The 21,049-nt window shown below is 59.0% G+C and carries 17 protein-coding genes; 10 read left to right on the top strand and 7 right to left on the bottom strand.

What is annotated here, in order from left to right:
* Window positions 1-18 precede the first annotated feature (18 nt).
* Window positions 19-996: a diaminopimelate dehydrogenase gene (locus BLT47_RS01320; RefSeq protein WP_065414707.1), complete on the top strand. Its 978-nt coding sequence runs from the start codon at window positions 19-21 to the stop codon at window positions 994-996.
* A gap of 254 nt (window positions 997-1,250) precedes the next feature.
* Here BLT47_RS01320 and BLT47_RS01315 read toward each other — a convergent pair whose 3' ends face one another.
* From BLT47_RS01315 to BLT47_RS01305, 3 genes are all read right to left on the bottom strand, one after another.
* Window positions 1,251-1,811, bottom strand: coding sequence for a flavodoxin (locus BLT47_RS01315; RefSeq protein WP_074660927.1), 561 nt, complete (start codon window positions 1,809-1,811; stop codon window positions 1,251-1,253).
* A 352-nt stretch (window positions 1,812-2,163) separates the two neighbouring features.
* Complete coding sequence (locus BLT47_RS01310) at window positions 2,164-3,600, bottom strand: FtsX-like permease family protein (RefSeq protein ID WP_074660925.1); 1,437 nt, start codon at window positions 3,598-3,600, stop codon at window positions 2,164-2,166.
* The gene (locus tag BLT47_RS01305) at window positions 3,597-4,361 is read right to left on the bottom strand and encodes an ABC transporter ATP-binding protein (protein WP_082160037.1); all 765 of its coding nucleotides are present in this window, start codon (window positions 4,359-4,361) and stop codon (window positions 3,597-3,599) included. The genes BLT47_RS01310 and BLT47_RS01305 overlap by 4 nt, the downstream gene beginning before the upstream one ends.
* 201 nt (window positions 4,362-4,562) lie before the next feature.
* Here BLT47_RS01305 and BLT47_RS01300 point away from each other — a divergent pair, with 201 nt between their 5' ends.
* The 3 genes from BLT47_RS01300 to BLT47_RS01290 all read left to right on the top strand — a co-directional run bounded on the left by BLT47_RS01300 (window position 4,563) and on the right by BLT47_RS01290 (window position 9,583).
* Window positions 4,563-5,567, top strand: coding sequence for a sensor histidine kinase (locus BLT47_RS01300; protein WP_218122531.1), 1,005 nt, complete (start codon window positions 4,563-4,565; stop codon window positions 5,565-5,567).
* A 67-nt stretch (window positions 5,568-5,634) separates the two neighbouring features.
* Complete coding sequence (locus BLT47_RS01295) at window positions 5,635-6,348, top strand: response regulator transcription factor (RefSeq protein WP_065414677.1); 714 nt, start codon at window positions 5,635-5,637, stop codon at window positions 6,346-6,348.
* Between the two features lie 82 nt (window positions 6,349-6,430).
* Window positions 6,431-9,583, top strand: a complete 3,153-nt coding sequence (locus BLT47_RS01290) for an ATP-dependent RNA helicase (protein WP_074660922.1) — start codon at window positions 6,431-6,433, stop codon at window positions 9,581-9,583.
* Here the strand turns inward: BLT47_RS01290 and BLT47_RS01285 are convergent.
* The 3 genes from BLT47_RS01285 to BLT47_RS01275 form a co-directional block, all read right to left on the bottom strand.
* On the bottom strand, window positions 9,567-10,058 hold the full coding sequence (locus BLT47_RS01285; protein WP_065414675.1) for a hypothetical protein: 492 nt from the start codon (window positions 10,056-10,058) through the stop codon (window positions 9,567-9,569). The two genes, BLT47_RS01290 and BLT47_RS01285, sit on opposite strands and share 17 nt — an antisense overlap.
* A 209-nt stretch (window positions 10,059-10,267) precedes the next feature.
* Window positions 10,268-11,026 (bottom strand): hypothetical protein, encoded by a 759-nt coding sequence (locus BLT47_RS01280; protein ID WP_074660920.1) that lies wholly within the window; start codon window positions 11,024-11,026, stop codon window positions 10,268-10,270.
* A complete protein-coding gene (locus BLT47_RS01275) occupies window positions 11,013-12,194 on the bottom strand; it encodes a hypothetical protein (RefSeq protein ID WP_074660917.1) in 1,182 nt (393 codons plus the stop codon). The genes BLT47_RS01280 and BLT47_RS01275 overlap by 14 nt, the downstream gene beginning before the upstream one ends.
* Window positions 12,195-12,548: 354 nt before the next feature.
* On the opposite strand from BLT47_RS01275, the gene BLT47_RS01270 reads away from it, so the two are divergent.
* The 6 genes from BLT47_RS01270 (at window position 12,549) to BLT47_RS01245 (ending at window position 17,895) form a co-directional block, all read left to right on the top strand.
* Window positions 12,549-13,508 (top strand): metal ABC transporter substrate-binding protein, encoded by a 960-nt coding sequence (locus BLT47_RS01270; protein WP_074661149.1) that lies wholly within the window; start codon window positions 12,549-12,551, stop codon window positions 13,506-13,508.
* 126 nt (window positions 13,509-13,634) lie between these two features.
* A complete protein-coding gene (locus tag BLT47_RS01265; protein WP_074660913.1) occupies window positions 13,635-14,393 on the top strand; it encodes a metal ABC transporter ATP-binding protein in 759 nt (252 codons plus the stop codon).
* A gap of 2 nt (window positions 14,394-14,395) precedes the next feature.
* Window positions 14,396-15,376 carry a metal ABC transporter permease gene (locus BLT47_RS01260; protein ID WP_083329982.1) on the top strand — a complete coding sequence of 327 codons (981 nt, stop codon included), beginning with the start codon at window positions 14,396-14,398 and terminating at the stop codon, window positions 15,374-15,376.
* Window positions 15,377-15,548: 172 nt separating this feature from the next.
* Window positions 15,549-16,355, top strand: a complete 807-nt coding sequence (locus tag BLT47_RS01255) for a biotin transporter BioY (RefSeq protein ID WP_083329981.1) — start codon at window positions 15,549-15,551, stop codon at window positions 16,353-16,355.
* Window positions 16,352-17,032 carry an energy-coupling factor ABC transporter ATP-binding protein gene (locus BLT47_RS01250; RefSeq protein WP_074660907.1) on the top strand — a complete coding sequence of 227 codons (681 nt, stop codon included), beginning with the start codon at window positions 16,352-16,354 and terminating at the stop codon, window positions 17,030-17,032. Before BLT47_RS01255 ends, BLT47_RS01250 begins: the two co-directional genes overlap by 4 nt.
* Window positions 17,032-17,895: an energy-coupling factor transporter transmembrane component T gene (locus BLT47_RS01245; protein ID WP_074660904.1), complete on the top strand. Its 864-nt coding sequence runs from the start codon at window positions 17,032-17,034 to the stop codon at window positions 17,893-17,895. The genes BLT47_RS01250 and BLT47_RS01245 overlap by 1 nt, the downstream gene beginning before the upstream one ends.
* Window positions 17,896-18,134: 239 nt before the next feature.
* Here the strand turns inward: BLT47_RS01245 and mgtA are convergent, their stop codons facing one another.
* Complete coding sequence (gene mgtA, locus BLT47_RS01240) at window positions 18,135-20,927, bottom strand: magnesium-translocating P-type ATPase (RefSeq protein WP_074660901.1); 2,793 nt, start codon at window positions 20,925-20,927, stop codon at window positions 18,135-18,137.
* Window positions 20,928-21,049: the final 122 nt, after the last annotated feature.

Raw genomic sequence — 21,049 nt, 5'->3', positions numbered from 1 at the left:
GAAAGGGGCATTGCCATTATGGGAAAGATCCGAGTAGCAATTAACGGGTACGGCAATTTGGGCCGCGGAGTGGAAAAAGCTCTCGCCCATGCCGAAGATATGGAGCTGCTGGCAGTATTTACGCGCCGCGCCCCGGAAACTGTGGTCACCGCTGGTGCTCCCGTGGTGGCTTTGCGCGAGCTACCCAGCTGGGTGGGCAAGATCGACGTCGTTATTAACTGCGGCGGTTCCGCAACCGATCTGGAAACCCAAACTCCGCAGGTAGCCGAGCATTTCAACGTGGTCGATTCTTTCGATAACCACGCGCATATCCCCGCGCATTTCGCGGCCGTGGACGCTACCGCCAAGGAGCATGGCACGCTCGCCCTGATTTCTTCGGGTTGGGATCCGGGGTTCTTCTCCCTGCAACGCGCCTATGGTCTGGCTTTCTTGCCGGCCGGGGAAACCTACACTTTCTGGGGGCCGGGCCTTTCGCAAGGGCATTCGGATGCGGTAAGGCGGATTTCCGGGGTGAAGCACGCGGTACAGTACACGCTCCCCGTGGAAGAGAATATGCAGCGCATCCTCGCGGGCGAAAAGCTGGAGCTGAGCACGGCGGAAAAGCATCGCCGTCAAGTGTTCGTAGTGCTCGAAGAAGGTGCCGATGCGGATGCGGTGCGCGAAGCGATCGTGACCATGCCCGACTATTTCGCTCCCTACGAGACCGAAGTGAACTTCATTTCGGAAGCCGAATTTGCGCGGGATCATACGGGTATGCCGCACGGCGGGCATGTGATTCGCATCGGGGAGACGACGCCGGGAACCACGCAGGTGGTACATGGCGAACTCAAACTAGATTCGAACCCAGAATTTACGGGTTCGGTACTCGCTGCTTCCGCGCGGGCCGTGGCCCGCATGGCCGCGGCGGGTGCCACGGGTGCAATCACGCTCTTCGATGTGCCGCCGGCCCAGCTAGTAGCGGCAGACCCGGCCGAACTGCGCCAGCACTGGCTGTAGCGAGCCGTAAATAGCAGTAGTGCGCCGTATTTAATCGGTAGCACGCCGCAAATAAGGTAACAAAGCGCCGCCCGCGCTGGGTATCTCGCAATCGGGACCAGCGTGGGCAGCGCTAAAGTTTGCGCCTAAGCAGTTCGAATCGGGCAGTTTGCGCCAAGCAGTTTTGCACCTAGCGGTTCGAACCGGGCAGGTTCCGCTAGAAAGTCGGGCCAGCTTCCGTTAGGAAGTTGGTCCGACTTAGAAATCAGTGCGGCTTATGAAGTTAGGTCGGCGCTTTCGAGCCATTCATGCACGTGTTCGAGCGTGCGTTCGCGTTCTACGTCTTCACCGCGGATGTACATGGGCAGGCCAACGGTAGCATCGGGCGCCACGAGCGCGATCGTGCCGGTAATGTTCACGCACAGCGGGCTCAAGGACCACGTAACGAAAGGCAAAATTAGGGACTCTCCTACTGAAGCTTGGGAGAGGTAAGAAGAAATAATCCGCGGCACGCTATCGCCCCACACGGGGAAGCCCAAGACAATCACGTCATAATCGGCCAAGCTCGGTACCGGCTCGGCGATTTCCGGCATGGCGTGGTCATCCTGTTCCGCGAAGTTCCGCGTTTTTGCTTCGTCCACATCTTCCGGGTAAGGATCAGCCGGCAAGATCCGATAAGTATCGAGGGTTGCACAAGCCCCGCCGCGTTCAAGTTCGTCTTTGACAAGCTGCATCAACCGTTCCGTATTGCCAGGTTGACGAACCGCCGTCCCGGTAAACCACATCGACATCCCGCCCCGTGAAAAATACACGAGGGCCGCGCGGATTTGGTCCATTCCTCTACTCCTCAATCGCAGGCGAACTGCATTTACACACCGAGAAACTCCTAGTGCACAACTCGGCGTTAAACGCCTCAATCATATTAGCCGCACGTCCTGCTTGGGCGGATACGCGCGTCACAACTTCGAGACGATGCGATACCCAAAACATTCTCTAGCCACACTATCACTTGAAAGTGGGACTAAGGGTGTAAACCGGCGGTGTGCGCCTGTGGTATCTGCCTCTAGAAATGCTCCGTTAACAGCGGCGTACACTCGGGCCGCCGGCAGGAAAACCTCCTCCCAGCGGCCCGATGGTAAGTACTATGCTCCCGGCGGCCCGGCGGTAAATACCATGCGCGGTCGGTGGCTAGTCGTTTTGTCGCCCTTGGCGTAAGACCACGCGCTTTTCTAGCGGGGCCACCACGAGCAGAGCCACCAGGCACATGGCCAAACCGATACCTAATACCGCGAGGAGTACCACCAGGTTATCGCTTTCAATGTAGTTGCTCTTACTGGCCGGAATCATAAAGCTAGCGAGCCAGCGGCCCAGGGTGGTGAATAGAATCGCGCATACTAGGAGCGGTCCGAAGCTTTGTACCAGCCGTGTGGCAGAGAAGATTCGCGTGGGGAAACCCAAGTAACGCAAAGCTTGGGTTTGCCGGCCCCGATCGAAAATATCGGAAGCCTGGTTGATAAGAATCCCAATCGCCGCTACCACGAAGCCAACCGTCAAGGTAATCAGCACGCCAAAACGAATATCGTGGAGGAACCAGAGATCGCCCCGGGTAACGCCGTCTTTGGTGAAAGCTACGGAACTTATTGAAGTGTAACCAGCGATAAAACAGAGCAGAATAATGCCGCTGACCGTACGCCATATGGCACGCGGGTTATCGAGAATGCGGCGGGCCGCAAGGAGCACCGGAACGCTATTGACTTTTGTGAGAGGCCAGGCCAGTACCTGAATAATGAAAGGCGCGGCAACTGTAATACCGGCAATTACGCCCGCTAACGTCAGGCTTATAATTACCCAGGTTCCTATTTCTTGGTAGCTTCCGCGTTTCAACATATATGCGATGAATATGATGATAGCGAGAGCCAAAACGAGCAGACGCCACCAGCGCAAAGCCGCCGAGCTTTGGTGGCGGGCCACCCCGAGCGGGGAGATGCGCACTTTCTGCAGACCGGAGACCGTGGAAAGCACAGCGATCAAGAGCAACGCCAGCAAAATGAGCGCGAATAGCCACCAGGGTAGAAGCATGTGTTGCCAAATAATTCTTTGCCCCACAAAGGAGCCGTGTTGCCATAGCGGCAAAGTTGCGAGGTAAGCAGCGCTCCCGATAGTCGCGCCGATTACCCATTGCACTACGGTTTCGGCCACGGTCATGAGAGTGGTTTGCCCGCCCGTCATACCCACCAGCCGCAAGGACGCCAGGCGGCGGGCCCGGCCAGCAGCACCCAGCTGGGCAGCGGAAGAACCGAGCGAAAACACTGGTACTACCAAAAGCCCGCAAGCAAAACCGGCGAGAATAAAGTACTGTAGGGCCCAAAGTTTTACGGAGTCCGCTTGGGAGGCGATGTCTCCACTAAGCTCTGCCGTGCCGGAGATTTCCAAGAAACCTTGCGCAATCTCCGGGCTCGGATCGGTATACCAGCCGTAAAACATCCATGCGCCACCCGCCACCGTGAGAGCTAAAGCTGCTGAAATGGCGAAGGTAATGACGGCTAACACGTCTAGCCAGCCGTCACCTTGCCGAGCTTTGATCCGCCCGGCGGTGAGCATGGGCGCTAATTTCAAAGTGTTCATTGCTGGCCTCCCGCAGCTTGCTGAGTCGCCGCGTTCGGTTGGCCGGGCTGGCCAGGTTGTTCTGGGGCGTTCGCAGCGTTCGGTTGGGAATCGGCGTGAACCACACCATCGCGAATTTCCACTAGCCGATCACACCATTGGGCGACCTTCGGATCGTGCGTCACCATGACGAGCGTGGCACCGGACATGCGCACCGTCGTCGTCAGAATCTGCATGACCTCGTGCCCGGTGGACTGGTCGAGCGCGCCGGTAGGTTCGTCCGCGAAAACGACGGCGGGACTGCCGGCCAGGGCACGGGCGATAGCCACGCGCTGCATCTGCCCACCAGACATTTCCCCGGGCCGGCGCTTGCGCTCGCGATCCACGCCGAGCCGGGCCAGCCACTCATCGGCTACCTTTAGGGCGTTCCCGCGCCGCGTCCCGCCTAACATGAGCGGCACGGCCACGTTTTCGCGCGCCGGTAATTCAGGGATGAGCTGGCCGTCTTGGAACACGAAACCCATGCGGGCGAGCCGCAACTTGGAGCGTTTTGCATCGGAAAGCGCGGAAATCTCAGTATTTCCCAAAAAGACGGTGCCGCTCGAAGGGGCCATGATACCCGCCAAGCAGTGCAACAAGGTGGACTTACCGGAACCGGAAGGCCCCATAATGGCCACGGTTTGGCCGGAGGGGATATCGAGCGTCACCCCGCGCAGGGCGCGCACCTTCCCAAAATTCTTCATAAGGCTCGCGGTGTGGAGCGTTGATGTTTGTGTTGTCATGCTTCGATTCTGGCGCGCGGGCCGGACCGGCGGAACGGCCCTGAGTATCGCAATAAGGTAGAGCTGAGTCTACCTGTGCCGCGCAGTATCCGCGCCGTTCAGTATCTGTGCCGCGCAAGTGAGAAGATAAAGGCATGACCATTTGGCCGTCACTTTCTGCGCTTCCTGTGCCTTTTGCGCCGCGGGTGAGGAGGGAGCTGCATGCGTAATTCTCGGCGCGCGCTGCGTAAATCGTCGTGGTGCATGTTCTTATACGGGGCGGGAGCCGGGTTCTGCTCACTGTTCGGGTTTCTGCTGCTCTGCGCTGGATTGCGCAGTTACGGCTACCCGGTGTTTCTAATCCTCGTCGGTCTTAGCTGGCTTGCCGCAGTGTGGTGCGTGGTGCGTGCGCGAAATAGTGCGCGCGAGTTTTCCCGGCAGCGCGAAACTTCCACGTGGAGTGTTTCCGCTGCCGAATACGGGTACGACGTCGCCGCGCGGCGCCAGGTGGCAGCCGCCTTCGAAATTGAAAGGCGCCGCATCGAACGCGATCTGCACGACGGCGCCCAACAGTTCCTCGTGGCCGCATCAATCGACGTGGGCGAAGCCGCGCTCATTTTGGACGACGCGGCAACCCAGGCGGATGCGGATTTGACGGCGGATTTCAGGGAGAGTTTGGCGGAAGCACGCAGTTTAATGGCCTCCGCGCAAGACCGCACCGAACTGGCTTTGCGTGCTTTGCGGCGTACCGTGGCCGGAATCCACCCCAAGGTGCTGTCCGATCTGGGTTTGGAAGCTGCCGTGCGCGACCTTGCAGAAACTTCACCTTTGGATGTGGAATTAGTGGTTCCCGAACCCTTGCCGGAAATAACGGAGGGGGTGACGGCCGCGGGATATTTCGCCGCATCAGAAGCTCTCACGAACGCGGCGAAATACGCGCGCGATGCCCACGTGGTGGTGTTATTGACGGCCGGGGATAACTTGGTGGTCTCGGTGAGCGACGACGGCCCGGGCGGCGCCGTCTTACGCGAAGGTGGCGGTCTGGCCGGTTTGGCGGAAAGACTGGCCTCCTTTGGCGGTTCTCTCACGGTTTCCTCCCCGCCGGGCGGGCCCACGGTGGTTGCCGCCCGTATTCCTTTGCTGTTACAACGCGGCGAGTTTGGCGTAGCCGGCGAGTCTCGCGCCCGCCAAGAGGGGCACGAAATCCGGGAGAATAGCGATAGTTGAGGCAAGCGCGTTACCAGTGCGTCCAAGTGCGAACCCGCGCCGCAAAGCGCAGGCAGGAGAGGCAATAATGAAGGTGATAGTGGCAGATGATTCGGCTTTGTTCCGCGAAGGTTTAGTGGGCATTTTGGAACGGCGCAAACACGAGGTGTGCGCCCAGGTGGCAAGCGCGCCCGAACTGCTCGCCACCGTAGCCGAAACACCGGTAGACGTGATTATTACGGACGTGCGAATGCCGCCAAATATGACCGACGACGGTTTGCGGGCCGCCGTGGAAATCCGCCGCGCCCATCCCAGTATTGGCATCGTGGTCCTCTCCCAATACGTGGCCCCGGCCTATGCACGCGAACTTTTTGACCCCTCCGGTTTCAGGAATGCTGGGGGATTCGGAAATACCGGGGGAGTGGCGACCAGCGGAGAAGAACCTACGGGCGGGCTTGCCTACCTGCTGAAAGACCGCGTGGCCCGGGTTGCGGACTTCATGCGATCCCTGGATGTGGTGGCGGCGGGCGGCGTCGTCGTCGATCCGGAAGTGGCCGGGGAATTAATGCGCGGTTCGCGCTCGCGCTTGGCGGAGATGACGGAACGGGAAATGGAAATTTTGGCGCTCATGGCCGAGGGGCTTTCCAACTCGCAAATGGCCGAAAAGCTGTACCTTTCCGGGGCAACGATTTCCAAGCACGTGGCCAGTATTTTCCAGAAACTCGGCATGGAACCGGGGGAGGAGAACCGGCGCGTGCGGGCCGTGCTCGCCTACCTCACCGACCACGGCGCTACCCGATAATACGACCCACCCGGTAATACGGCTCCGGCAGCGGCGCCACTCGGCCACTCGACAGCCGGGCGCTACCCGATAGCATGGAGTAATGCCGCGTTCTTTATGTGATCTGCTTCGTGAACCTCCTGCTTTGCCGGTCGCCACCCAGTTGGCAGACGTGTGGCAGGCACTGGAAGAATCGCGCGGGCTCGCCGTTATTGAGGCACCGCCCGGTACCGGGAAGACCACACTGATTCCGCCGCTGGTTGCCACTTGGGTGGCAGGCGATCCGGAGGCGGCGGAACTTTTTGGGGATAAAGCGGCGCCGGCATTTTCCCAGACGCAAGCGGGACCGGTGCGGGAAGCAACCCGGGTGTTAGTTATGCAGCCACGCCGCGTGGCCGCGCGGGCCGCGGCTCGGCGGATTGCCGCCCTTTTGGGGGAACCGATCGGGAAAACCGTGGGGTTTGCAGTGCGCGGGGAGAACCGTACTAGCGCGCAGACACGGATTGAAATGGTTACTCCAGGTGTGCTGGTACGGCGTTTGCAAGCAGATCCGGAACTGCCCGGAGTGGGCGCCATAATTTTGGATGAGATCCACGAACGCCACCTCGATGCGGATATTGCGCTGGCCTTTGCACTCGACGTGCGCGCCGCTTTGCGCCCGGATCTAGCGCTTATAGCTATGTCTGCCACCTTGAATACCGCCGAAATTACAAAATGCTTGGCAAGTGCGGCGGGTGAAGCCGCAAGTGCGGCGGGCCAAACCGAGAGTGCTGCCGGCAGCGCACCCGGCGAGGGCAATACACACAGCGAGGGCAGTGTACCCAGCGAAGGTAGCGTAACCAGCGAGGGCGGTGTACCTAGCGAGGGCGCTGTAACGCGCGAAGGAGAAGCGAAGCCGCAAGCTAGTAGCAACGAATCTGGCGTAACCGCCAGCGCCGAAACTGAAACAGGCGATTCAGGTGTGCGAGCGGTGCGAATCCAGGGTGAGGTTTATCCGCTCACGGTACGTTATGCGGCGCCCGGTCGCGGTGCAGAACCACTGGGCACGATTGGACGCGACGGGGCGATCGGGGTACGCCGCGAATTTTTGGGCCACGTAGCGGCTACCGCGCGGCGGGCGCTGACGGAAACCACGGGCAATATTTTGGTGTTTGTGCCGGGCCGGCGGGAAGTGGAAACCGTGGCCGGATTGCTTGCCGGCAAGGCGCTTGCCAGCGAGGTGCTCGCCAGCGAGGTGCTCGCCAGCGAGGCCGTGGAAGTTCTGCAATTGCACGGTTCTTTGGATGCGGCCGCGCAAGACTATGTGCTTTCCGCGCCGGAAAATCCGGGCGAGCAAGAATCGCAAGTGCCGGGCAAACAACAGCAGGAAGTGCCGGCCGGCGGCGGGCAGGCGGCGCCGCGGCGGATTATTGTTTCCACTTCGATAGCGGAATCATCTTTGACGGTACCAGGAGTTTCCGTGGTGGTTGATTCCGGGCTTTCTCGCCGCCCGCACACGGATTATGCGAGCGGCATTTCTGGCTTGGTGACTGTTTTGGAGTCACAGGCAGAAGGCGAACAGCGCGCCGGCCGGGCGGCGCGGCTCGGCCCGGGCACGGTGTACCGGGTGATGGCCGAATCGACCTGGGCGCGGCTGGCCGATCAAGCCGCTCCCGAAATAACGACGGCGGACCTCACCGATTTCGCGCTCCAAATGGCCGTGTGGGGAACCCCGCGCGGGGAAGGACTAACGTTGCTTACCGCGCCGCCCGCGCCCGCACTTTCAGCCGCCGAAGGAGTATTGCAAGACCTGGGTTTGCTGGGGCCAGAAGGTAAGGCTTTGCCCGAAGCACGGGTGTATGCACGCATGCCGATGGATGTGCGGATTGCGCGCGGGGTGCTCACGGGCGCCGCTGACCCACGTATCGGCCCGCGCCGCGCCGCCCAAATCGGCGCCATGCTGGCTCTCGAACCGCGCCTGCCCGGAGCAGATCTAAGTTCCTGGCGGCGTGTAGTGCAAGGCGGAGGTAGCGGCCGCGGCGGGAGCCGGAATGGTGGGAGCGGCGGGAGCCGGGGAGGAAGCCAGGCGCATCTGGCTCGCGAATGGCGGCAGCAAACCTCCCGTTTAGAAAAAGAAATTCAGCGCGCTGGTGGGGCCGGCTTCAGGGTTGCGGATGGCTCCGGATACCAACCAGGGGAAACCTCTAGTTCCCAACCTGCGAACACGGCCGCCTACAAGGCTGCGGAGGGAGGTAGCTCCGCGCCGCTTTCGGAGGTAGATGCGACGGCGTTGATCGTGGCCGCTGCCTACCCGGACCGGATTGCCCGGGCCCGGCCGAGCAGCAACCCCGCGCGGCCCTTCGCGCGCTACGTGCTCACGGGCGGGACGGGCGCGGTACTCCCGGAAGATTCACCGCTCATCGGCGAGGAATGGTTAGCGATTTCTTCTTTGACCACTTCACCAGGCCGGGCTGATGCCATGATTCGCGCCGCGATCCCCATTGCGGAAGCTGATGCCTTGCAAGCCGGGAAAAACATGGCGCGAACCACCACCGACGTCGAACTAACTCAAGGTAAACGCAAACGCCTGCGCGCGGAAGAAAACCACTGGTTGGGAGCGATCCACTTACGCCGCCGAACCGTGGATAAAGTGCCGCGCGAGGCGGCGCGGGCGTGGCTGGAAAAAGCAGTTGCAGATGGTTCTTTGCCGCTTGAGTTTTCGCGGGAAGGGGCAGAATTGCGCGAGCGTCTGCAATTTTTGCATGACGCTTTAGGGGATCCGTGGCCGAATGTTTCACGTGAAACATTGGCCGCTAGATTAGACGAATTAGCTGGGCCGGAATTGGATGAGTTCGTGCGTTGCGGGAGCTTTGCGTCGATTTCGGCGGCACAGTTGATGCGGCTTGTGCCCTGGGAGCAGGCCGCGCGGCTCGCCGAATATGCACCCGCGGCGATCCAGATTCCTACCGGGGAGAACCGGCGAATTGATTATTCGCGGGCGCGCCCTACCGTCCGTTTGCGGGTGCAGGAGGCGTTCGGGTGGAAAGCAACGCCGTGCATTGCCGGCGGAAAAGTGCCGATCACTTTGGAATTGTTATCTCCCGCGCAACGACCGGTGGCAATCACGGATGACCTGGCTAGTTTTTGGGCCGGCCCCTACGCGGATGTACGGGCGGATATGCGTGGCCGGTATCCGAAACATCCCTGGCCAGAAGATGGCGCGAATGCCGAACCCACCAGCCGCGCCAAAAGATCGAGAATCAGTACCCGAAAGTGAGGGAGGGTGACTGGACTTCATCGGCGAACTGTTCCCGGATCGAGTTGGCACCGGCCGCGAAATGCTGCAACTGGCTATACAGCTGCGAGCCCGTAACCTCGCCGAGAGGGACGGTAATACGCATGGCAAGCATCGATTCGAACATCACCAGATCGCCTTCCAGTAGGCGGGCGTTTTCCTGCATGATTCTGCGAAGTACCCCCTCCGTCGGACCATCGACCAGCGGCGCCGTGAAATAAGCGAGATCGCCGAGCTCGGGAACGGGCGCGTAGGAGGCAAGCACTGCTTGAGACTTGTCATCAGATTTCCATACCACCCGGAAGGCATAATGCACGCCGTCTTCCTGTTGTTTCGCCCGGAACCGGGTGACTAGAAATTCGCGCAGGTCGGAATCATTCTTGATTGGTAATTCCGCGAAATTGGAGCGGTTTTCCTCGCGCTCGCGGCGCCGCTTTTCTCTGAATTTTTTAAACATCTAGGGTCTTTGCTTTCCGTATTCTGTTTGCTCGGGCAGCTGCGAGTGTTTCCACTGCGGCCGTTTCTCTCTACCCAAAACCGTTTTGCCGCCGGGTTTCTTACCGCCGGGCCTCTTGCCGCCGGGCTTCTTATCTCAGGGCCGTTTGCGGCCCGGGCGGTTTTGCTACCCGGTTGCTCTGCTAAGGATGTCTCATTATAAGGGCTGTTTTATGACTCTAAGGCTTCTTTCGATATGGCCTTGGTCTGCGTAACTAGCAGCCGAATCGCGGCCGCCAACCAGTGAGCGGATACTGGGAACCGCACCGAAAAATGCAGATGGGGTAGATTGCCCAAAAGCCGTACCCCGCCCAGCGGCAAATTCTCGGCCAGGCGTACGATCTGCACCAAGTCCGGACCCTCCGGATCGATGCCAAGTTTCTCTAGCAATCTGCTCGCATGGGGATGCGCGGCCTGGCTGCCGGACCGTGCGTCGGGTTCGTTAGCGGTAGCGCCCGCCGTGCCGGTTTCGGTTGCGGCATCGGTTTCGCGCGTGGCACAGGTTCCACCCGCCGTGCCGGTTTTGGGCGCATTGCTGGTTTCGGCCGCAGCACTAGTTTCTGTAGCGGTAGTAGTGGCGGCGCCGGGCGCGGCAGCGTTTGCGTCAAGGCTGCCAGGCTCTGGTGTGCCAGCTGCAAGAATGCTTTTGATAATCGGCGCGGCCGCGTGTACTACCTTGCCGCCATGGCGCATTCCGGAAACCCCGAGCCAAACCGTCACGGGTACGCCATCTACTTGCAGGCGTAGAGCCCCGGCGTCGTCTACCGCATCCGGGAAGGCATCATGCAGAGCCGCGCGCAATTCCGACCATTCCGCCAGTTTCGCGGTGCCGGTTTCGGTGGGGTCGAAGTGTGGTGTTTCGGTTAGCGGGGCACCCGCGTGGCTACCGCGTGCGTGGGCGGCGTCGTTATTGGTATTAGTCCAGGTCATGGTTCCTTCCGAGTCCTTCATGTCCTTCAAAGTCCGCGAGGCGTTCGCGCAGGCGCGAAGCGATCTGCACGCTTTCCACGCCAAAGGTGGTCACCTGTTCGGCGATTGTGCGCAGGGGCAGGCCCGCAATTTCCAGGGCGTGCATGGCAAAAATCTGGCCTTGCAATACTACGACGCCGGTCAGTGCCGTCCCCGCTGCCGCTTCCGCCGCGAAACGCACTTCCAGCGGATGTGCCTCCTCTAGCGGCGTCACCAGGTAAATCGAATCCTCGCCAGAAGGCAAAACATTGCGCGAAACCGTTACCGGCACTTGTTGGCTCAAAGCATCTACGTATAGCTGGAAACCGAATTGGAGTTCTTTCGGATCACCCTCGCGGCCATGAATGATGTCTTCCCAAGAAATCACGCGTTTATCCAGATCGCCCATTCCCGAATAAGCGAAAGGTTGCAAGCTAATCTGGTGCGGCGCGCTGTGGGGAGCTTTGCTGGAGCTGTGGGGAGCTTCCCCGGGGTTAGAGGTAGAGGAAAAACCGGCCGCATAAGCTTCGTAATACTCGTCGTAGTAGTCGGTGGAAGTTTCGTATGATTCGCCGGTTTCCCTGCGAATAGTTTCCAGGTTATCGGCGGCGAAAGCGATGCATTCGGCGCTAAAATGCTCGCCTTTGACCGGCGGCACATCGGCGAGTCCCTGCACGAAAATCGCGCGCGCATCAAGCCCGGCCACGAGCACAAACTTCACCATCGAAGAAAAGCGGGAGAAAGAAAGATCATCCGCGCGCAAACCAACAAACAGGTAAGCGCTGGAGTTATGCACGCGAACCGAACCGAAAGTGAAAGTTTCGCCCAGCCACTTTGCTAGGCGCCCCAAATCTACCTGGCTGGCCGGCGCAACACGGAACCAAATTCCATAGCAAATGCGCCCAAATGGTTCGCGGGCGGGCCGCACTTCCACACCATCCACGAGCGGCCCGATTGCAATCGGCAAGACGAGGCGGCGGAAAAGTATGTCGGTTTCCAGTTGCGTCTGGCATGCCTTAACTAGCCGCGGCCAGGTGTTAACGATGTACGCCGGGCTCGCGGGTGTAGCGGGTAAAGAGTCAAGGCGAGCATTGCGTGCAATCGAATCAATTTCGGCAGCAAGCTCTCGGAAATCCGGTTCTTCAGCCATACTCCTTAGCGTACCGGTGTCAGGTTTTGTTAGTTGCATTAGCTTCAGTTTCCGGCGACGCCGTCGCCCGCGCCCACTGCAACTGAGGCTTTCCCATCTGCCGCCTGCTGATGGGGTGAAAGGCGGCGCGCCCACCTCAACCTAGCCTTCCGAATGTGGCCTGTGGAAAATTTCGGGCACCCGTAATTGAATACTTAGGTAAGGCGAACTATAGTTCCGCGCATGGCATTACACTCACGCACTCCTTTTCAGGCAGCCAGCACCACGCGCACACCTACCAGTACAACCACGCGCACAACTAGCAGCACAACCACGCGCATGACCACGCGCACAACTACCAGCACAACCTGGCGCATAACTTTGCGTAGGCAAATCAAAGCAATCATTGCGGCTTTACTCGCCGCTGTACTCGCCAGCGCGCTCACCGCGTGTTCCCCGAAAAACATGGGCGCGAGCCGAGATAAGGAGGATTCCCGGCCGCTGGTTTTGACCTCGTTTACGGTGCTTGCCGATATGGCCCGGAATGTGGACGGCGATTTGTTACGTGTGGAATCGATTACCGTACCGGGTGCGGAGATTCATGATTTCCAGCCCTCTCCGGAAGATATAAAGCGCGGGGAAGGTGCGCAGCTAATCTTGACCAACGGCCTGGGGTTAGAGCGTTGGTTCGATAAATATGTGGAAAACTCGCCGGCGGAAGTAGCCGAGCTTTCGGAAGGTGTGGAAGCGATTCCGATTGGGGATGGTGATTACGCAGGTGCCCCTAATCCGCACGCGTGGATGAGCCCCGCAAACGGAAAAATCTATGTGGATAACATCGTCAAGGCATTTGTAAAGCTTGATCCGGACAATGCGAATACCTATCGGGAGAACGGCGAAAAGTACAAGCAGAAAATCGGTGAGATTTCCACCGAAATGGACGAAAAGCTTTCCACGGTGCCGCCCGAGCAGCGTGCCTTGGTGACTTGTGAGGGTGCCTTTAGCTATTTGGCGCGCGACCAAGGCCTGACCGAAAAGTACTTGTGGGCAGTCAATTCTGAGGGTGGTTCCAGCCCGCGTGCGAAGGCCGATCTAGAGAACTTCGTACGCGATTCGGGCGTCAAGGCGCTGTTCTGCGAAACTACGGTTGATGACAAAATGGCCTCCGTTTCTGAAGATACGGGCGTCCCGGTAGCCGGTTTGCTTTATGTGGATTCATTGTCTGAGACCGATGGTCCCGTACCTACCTACCTTGATCTTCTGCGGTACGACGCCGATTTAATCACCGCCGGTTTGCGCGGCGAAAAAACGCCGGGCACGGGCCGCGAGAAGTAACGGGCACGGGCCACGAGAAGTAATAAGCGCGGGAAGCGCATTCCACTACCAGTAAGTTAACGGGCTGCGAGAAGTGACCAGCGCGGCTAGGGCACAGAAAAGCGTTATTCGAGTAGGGATGAGTTGATGAAGGAGAAGGCCTTAGAGGTCCGCGATGTGCGGGCGAGCTACGGGCGAGTGCAAGCGCTGACGGGCGTGAGCTTTGAGCTTGAAGCCGGCAAGATTTGCGGGCTAGTAGGCATGAATGGCTCCGGGAAATCTACGCTCATGAAGTCAATTATGGGGGCGGTGCGTCATTCCGGGCAGGTGCGGATTTTTGGCCGGCCCGCTCCGGAAGCACGCAAAGCAAGCCTGGTTGGCTATGTGCCGCAAAACGAAGGCGTGGACTGGATGTTTCCCGTTTCCGTCAAGGACGTAGTGACCATGGGCCGCTACGGGTATATGGGGCCGTTGCGCCGCACCCGGCCCGAAGATGCCGCGGCCGTGGCCGAGGCTTTGCAAATCGTAGAAATGAGCGAGTTTGCGGATCGGCAGATCGGCTCCCTATCGGGCGGGCAACGCAAACGCGTGTTTATTGCCCGGGCTATTGCACAAGGAGCACGCCTACTTTTGCTCGATGAACCTTTCGCGGGTGTGGATAAACCTTCCGAGCTCATGATCACCCGGATTTTGCATGAGCTCGTGCAGGATGGCCGGGCGGTATTTGTGGCCACCCACGACCTCTATGAGCTTCCGAACTTATGCCATGAGGCGCTGTTGCTATACCGTCGCGTGATTTTCCACGGCGATGTGGCCGAAGCGTTACTACCAGAACACTTAGGCCCGGCATTTGGCATGACGCCTAGTGAAACTACCGCCTGGCGGAAAGGAAGTAGGGAGGCGTGAGCATGGAGAACCTGTATTGGCTTTTCGGGGAGATGTGGACGCATCCGTTCATGGTGCGCGGAGCCACGGTGACGCTGGTGGCGGCCGCGGTGTGTGCGGTGATTTCATGTTGGCTCATTCTGATTGGCTGGTCGCTAATGGGGGATGCGCTTTCGCACGCGATTTTGCCGGGTGTGGTAATTGCCTATATTGCGGGCGTGCCGTTTTCGGTGGGGGCTTTGGCAGCGGCGATCGTCGCGGTGCTTTTCATTTTCCTGTTGCGCGGGACTTCCCGGGTGAAAGAAGATGCGTCGATGGGAGCAGTTTTTACTGCCATGTTCGCGCTCGGGCTGATTCTCATCAAGATCAACCCTTCAAATGTGGATCTGAACCACGTGATTTTCGGGGATCTGCTGGGGATCACGAATTCCGATATGAAGCAGGTGCTGATTTTGGCGCCGCTCGCGCTCGTGCTACTGCTAGTGAAGCGGCGCGATATTACGGCTTATGCCTTTGACCGGACCCATTTGCGGGCAATCGGGATATCCACAAGGGCAATTGGTGCGTTACTGCTGGTCTGTTTAGCGCTCACCGTGGTAACTGCAATGCAGGCAGTGGGGGCGATTTTGATTATTGCGCTGGTGATTGTGCCGGGCGCGGCCGCCTTCCTCATGACCTCGAAGATCCAGCGGATGCTGTGGATCGCTCCGGTGTTCGCCTGTTTGTGCGCGCTGGGCGGGCTGTATGTTTCCTACTGGTTCGACCTGCCTTCGGGAGCGTCCGTGGTGGTGGCGCAGGGCGTGGTCTTCCTTATTATTTGGGTCTGCTCTCCGCATGGCCTGCGCGGATACCTTGCCGGCCACATCGGCAAGCCTGCCATTACTGCAGCTGGCAAGCCCGCGGGTACCACACCCAGCAAGCCCGCCGATGCCACAGAAACCCGGGAAGAGAGGGAAACCCTGGAAAAGAGGGGAACCGAAACCGTAGCTTCCACCGGAAACTAAGTGGCGATGCGGAGTACAGATGCTCGCATCGATTTGGTACGTAAGACGATGTACAGGCGCGGCTAGATATAACTGTGGTGCGCTTCGGCTGTAACACACTTCGCAGAAGGCTCGGCGTTACCATAACGAGTGACACATTAATCAATGTTTTCCACCGGCTACCCTGGTTCACATGAATGCACGCTCTCTCGCGCTAACCGCGGCCATGACCGGCATAATCGCAGCCCTCGGCATTATGCCGCCGATTCCCGCACCCATGATCCCCGTTCCGATCACCTTGCAGGCTGCCGGCCCGATTCTTGCCGGCATGTTGCTGGGCCCGCGCCGCGGTACCGCTTCGGTGCTTCTACTCTTGGTGCTCGCCGCGATCGGCCTGCCAGTACTCACCGGCGGGCGCGGTGGCCTCGGCGTTTTCGCTGGCCCTACCGTCGGCTACCTGGTCGGATACGTAATCGCCGCTTACGTGACGGGCCTTATCGTACAGTTTGCACGCGCCCGGGTAGCCGCGCGAGCCCGCGCACGAAGCGAGAAACAAGTAAAACGCGGCGAGGCTTTCAGGGAACTGCTGTGGTACATCCTTGCCGGCGCGGTGGGCGTACTAATTATGTACGTTACGGGAACCGTGGGAATGGTCCTAATCTTGCGCATGGAGTGGGTTGCGGCTTTTGTTGCGAACGGAATTTTTGTTCCGTTCGACGCCGTAAAAGCCGTCCTCGCGGCCATGATTGCCCGCGGCGTGCACCGCGTTATGCCAGATCTTTTCGAGAATGCGAAGCAAAGTTCCGCAAAAGCACCTGCGCTGGCCGCGCCCGCGCCTATGGCTACGTCGGCCAGAAGCAGGCTGGCACACGGAAGCGGGCTGGCGCAGGAGAGCAAACTTGCCCAGGAGAGCAAGCTGGCACACGAGAACAAGCAGGCCCAGGAGAGCGGCCAAAAACATGGGAGCGGTCAAAAACACGAGAACGGGCAGGCACAATGATCGAATTATGCAATGTGGAAGTTTTCGCCGGCTCATCAACTAGCCCGGAAACCCGCATTCTGGGCCCGCTTAGTTTGCGTTCCGAAGCGCGCCGAATCGGCATAATCGGCCCGAATGGTTCCGGCAAATCCACACTTTGCCGCCTACTTGCCGGAATCGTGAAACCCGGCGTCGGCACGGTAACGGTAAGCGCCAACCAAGCGAGCCAAGAAACCGGCACACGCGGCGGAGTAGCGATGCTTTTTTCCGAACCGGACGCACAAATCCTGCTCCCCACCGTGCTAGAAGACGTCGAATTTTCCCTGCGTGACCTGCCGCGCAGCGAACGCACCCCGCGCGCCCTGCAAATCTTGGAGCGGCTCGGCATCACCCATTTGCGCGACCGCCTCTGCCACACACTTTCCGGCGGCGAAAAACAACTACTCGCGCTCGCGGCGGTGCTCGCCACCGACCCGCACACGATCGTCTTCGACGAACCCACCACGCTGCTTGACCTGCGCAATCGTCGCCATTTCCGGGAACTTCTCGGTTCTCTCACCCAAAATTTCGTGCTCGCCACCCACCAACTCGATTTGCTGGATGTGTGCGAACGTGTTTTTGTGGTCAATTCCGGGCAGATCGTGTACGACGCCGAACCTGCACGGGCCGTCGATTACTACGTGAATGAGGTGGCGTAGTGGCGAATGCTAGCGGGGGAGCGGCCAGTTCAGCACGATCCGCAGCGCGGGAACTGGCGGCGGTGAGGCGGGCAAGCTGGGTAATCGGCCTCACGGCAGTGGTTTCATTACTGGCCATGTTATTGCCGCCGCTTCCGGCCGTAATTGTGTTTGGTCTGGTCAGTGGGCTGTGGGCCGCTACAACTTTGGCCCCGGTGTTTCCGCTGGTGGCGGGGCGGGCACAGCTCGAGGCCGGGTCGGGTCAGGGTAGCGCCGGGGGACAGCCTGGGGCCGGGCCGAGGCAGGGCGGTGCGCGGGCACCGGCAAGAACATCAACGCCGGCAGCCGCCACGGCGAACAGGAAAGCCCAGGCAGTGGCGGGCAGGCGGGAATCCCGGCGGGAACTGTGGGCGCGGCTCCGCAAAGGCCTGGTTTTACTGGCAATTATTATTGCTTGCGCGTACGCGGGGCGGTTGATGCCGCTGCTAATAACCGGGCGGGCGAATGGGGGCGCGGAAGGAGCGCGGGAATTCGGCGCAACGCTTGCCGAAACCCATGTTTTGGCGGCTCGTTTGGCCGCGGTTATTCTGCTCGCCACCTGGGTGAATGCGACTACCAGAAGTCTTGATCTAGTGGAAGGTGCCCTGTGGTACGTGCGGCCGCTAGCCAGGTTGCGCCGGTTTGATGTGGATCGGGTGCGCATAACCTTGCTCGTGGCCATGCGCATGATCCCAATCGCCCTGGCAGAAATCCGCAAAATACGCGAAGCACAGAACGCGCGCGGATCACGGTCGCTGGTGCCGTTCGGCGTCGCCCTCGTGGTGAAAGTTTTCCGCCGCGCCGAAATGACCGGAGACGCACTCATCTCGCGCGGGGCCGTCTAACAAAACGAGGCGCCGCGAGGCCACCGGCATCAGCATCAGCATCTGCACAAAGTGACGGTGGCGGTTTCAGCGCCGCGACGCCGCGACGCGGGCGTAAAGCGAAAGGATCGGCGGCGGCGACGGCGTCGGCAGTTTTTATGCGAAAGCGCCGGTGGGTAGTGGCTAGAAAAACAAAAGGTACCGGCCCGGACTGTGTTTCCACAGACCAAGCCGGTACCTAAAACCCCGGAAATGCCTATCTACAAGAGTTTGCCGTGTTTACGCACGTACGCGGGTTTCATTAAGGAAACCAACACGAAGTAGCCGACGAGTACGGCGGCTAGCAACCAGTAGTAGAAACCGGGCAGCGGGGAAAGCTTGAAGTAGTTGCCGAGCGCCGTGTAGGGCAGGGCGGTGCCGAAGGCTACTCCCAAGCAGGTAATAACGGACATTGTGAAAGATGGCCAGGAATGAATGAACGGCAGCTTTTCGGTGCGCAAGGTCCACAGCACGAAGGTTTGCGTCCACAGCGAGACGATAAACCAGCCCGTGTGGAATAGGGATTCGAAACCGAGTTCTGCGGGCGTGCCGGCGGCTTGGCCGAAGGGCATTCCCATGATTGCCGGGCAGATCAGGAAGTATAGGACGGCAAAAGTAATGCAGTCGAAAATCGAGCTGACCGGCCCGAAATAAACCATGAAATTCTTGATATCCGAAGCGTCCCAACGTTTTGGGTGCGCCAAGTATTCGCGGTCCATGCGATCCCAAGGGATTGACATGCACGAAATATCGTAAATCAGGTTGAGCACCAGAATCTGGGTTGGCAACATCGGTAGGAAAGGCAAGAACAGGGAGGCTACCAAGATCGAAAATACGTTTCCGAAATTGGAAGAAACCGAGATCTTGATGTACTTCATAATGTTGCCGAAGATTTCCCGGCCGGAAAGTACGCCACGTTCCAGGATTGTAAGATCCTTTTCCAGCAAAATAATATCTGCGGATTCTTTTGCAATGTCTACCGCGGTGTCTACGGAAATGCCGATATCGGCTTTAGCTAGTGCCGGAGAGTCGTTAATACCATCCCCTAGGAAGCCGGTTACATGGCCATTTTCGCGCAGTTGCTCCACAATATCGGCTTTCTGGCCGGGAGAAATTTTCACGAAAATATTGTGCTTTTCTACCGCTTCCGCCCATTCGGAACGCGGCAACGCGGCCAGTTCTTCCCCGGAAATGATCCGCTGGTCATGGATACCTACTTGGCGGCAAACTGTACGGGTGACCTCGAGATTGTCTCCGGTAACCACTTTTACTTCAATGTTTGCTTCGTGCAGGGCCGCGATCGCTGCTTCCGCGGATTTCTTTGGCGGATCGAGGAAAGCCAGATACCCGATGAGCACCATATCCCTCTCATCAGAAAGCTGAAATTCCTCGGCCCGCGGCGGATTGTCTTTCCGTGCCAGCACGAGCACACGCATTCCGTCTTCATTTAGCCGGCGTACTTTTGCCTGCACCATTTGCCGGATGCCTTCCGTAAGCGGTTTGACTTGCCCGTCCAGTTCCACAAAGGAGGAAATGGCCAGCATTTCTTCCGCCGCACCCTTCGTAATAAGTTCGGTCCGGCCGGCCTCATCACGCATAACTACGGACATGCGCCGCCGGTTGAAGTCGAAGGGGACTTCGTCAACTTTGGTGTATTTGCGGCGGTCGATGTTTAGCTCATCTTCCGCGGCACGGATTACCGCTTTGTCCAGCAGGTTCTTTAGCCCGGTCTGGTAGTAGGAGTTGAGGTAGGCGTAGCGGAGTACGCGTGGGTCCTCTTCCCCGTGGCAGTTCAGGTGCCGTTCTAGAACGATCTCATCTTGCGTGAGGGTGCCGGTTTTGTCGGTACAAAGTATGTCCATGGCGCCAAAGTTTTGTATGGCATTCAGGTTGCGCACGATCGTTCCTCGCCGGGCGAGGGTTGCGGAACCTTTCACGAGGTTCGTGGTAACCACCATCGGCAACAGTTGCGGAGTGAGTCCGACGGCCACTGAAACCGCGAAAATAAAGGCATCGGTCCAATTCCCTTTGGAGAGCCCGTTTACGAGCAATACCGCGGGGGTCATTATCAGCATGAACCTAACCAGCAGGCGCGAAGTTTTGTCCAGGCCAATATCGAAGGCGGTGGGTTCTGAGTGTCCGGAAAGCCGGGAAGCGATGTCCCCAAATTCCGTGTTTTCTCCAGTTCGAACGACGACGCCGATACCCGCGCCCGAAACAATATTCGATGCCATATAGGCAATGTTTTCCGGCTGGTCAGCGCCGGAATTATTAGCCGGCTGGTCGGCACTGGATGCGTGAGCCTGGTGATCGGCGCCGGAATTATTCGCTGGCTGGGAAGCGGTATCGGGGCTGGCTAGTGCCTCGGTTTCGGCCGGGTTTTGGCCGCCCACGCTCGCTGACAGTTTATTCCGGCTACGCCGTATTTTGCTTCGCCGTGGTTCGGCTACTTTTTCTACCGGGTAGGATTCGCCGGTTAGTGCCGATTCGGAGACGAAGAGGTCTTTGGTGTGGATGAGTCGCATATCGGCGGGGATGATGTCTCCCGCGGCGAGTTTGACGCGATCTCCGCACACGATTTCTTCGGTGGGGATTTCGCGGTATTCGCCATCGCGATAGACGGCTGCGGTCACGTGGACCAGTTTTTCTAGTTCCGCGGTTGCTTTATGGGAGCGTACGGATTGTACTAGTGAGATCGTCCCCGAAATGATCAGGATAATCAGGATGATCAGGGGCGAAGAAAAGTCTTTCTCTCCTGCCGGCGCATATACGAAATCGGTTAGGAATGTGATGATAGCGAGGACGAAGAGAATGATCGAAAACGGGCCGCAATAGGACTCGCGAATGAGTTTCCATAGGGAGGGGCCGCGTTGGGAACTGAAAGTGTTGCTCCCGAATTCCTTTCTGAGTGGTTCGACCTGCGGGGTGGTGACGCCAGATTCATCTACCCCGAAGTGGTCGTAAATCTTTTCCACATCCATTGTTGAGAATTCCCCAAGGGTATAAGTCCGCATGGTTCCTCCTTGATATGTTTATGTGTTCTTTGATGAGTGCACGCGCATGTAAGGAGTTGATTTTCTGGTTTTGTACATGGCGGCGAGGCACGCGAGCTAAGGCCGCGTAGATGTGTGGAAGA

The organism is Actinobaculum suis, assembly GCF_900102025.1.
Lineage (GTDB): Bacteria > Actinomycetota > Actinomycetes > Actinomycetales > Actinomycetaceae > Actinobaculum > Actinobaculum suis.
This window is presented reverse-complemented; position numbering and strand designations above follow the sequence as displayed.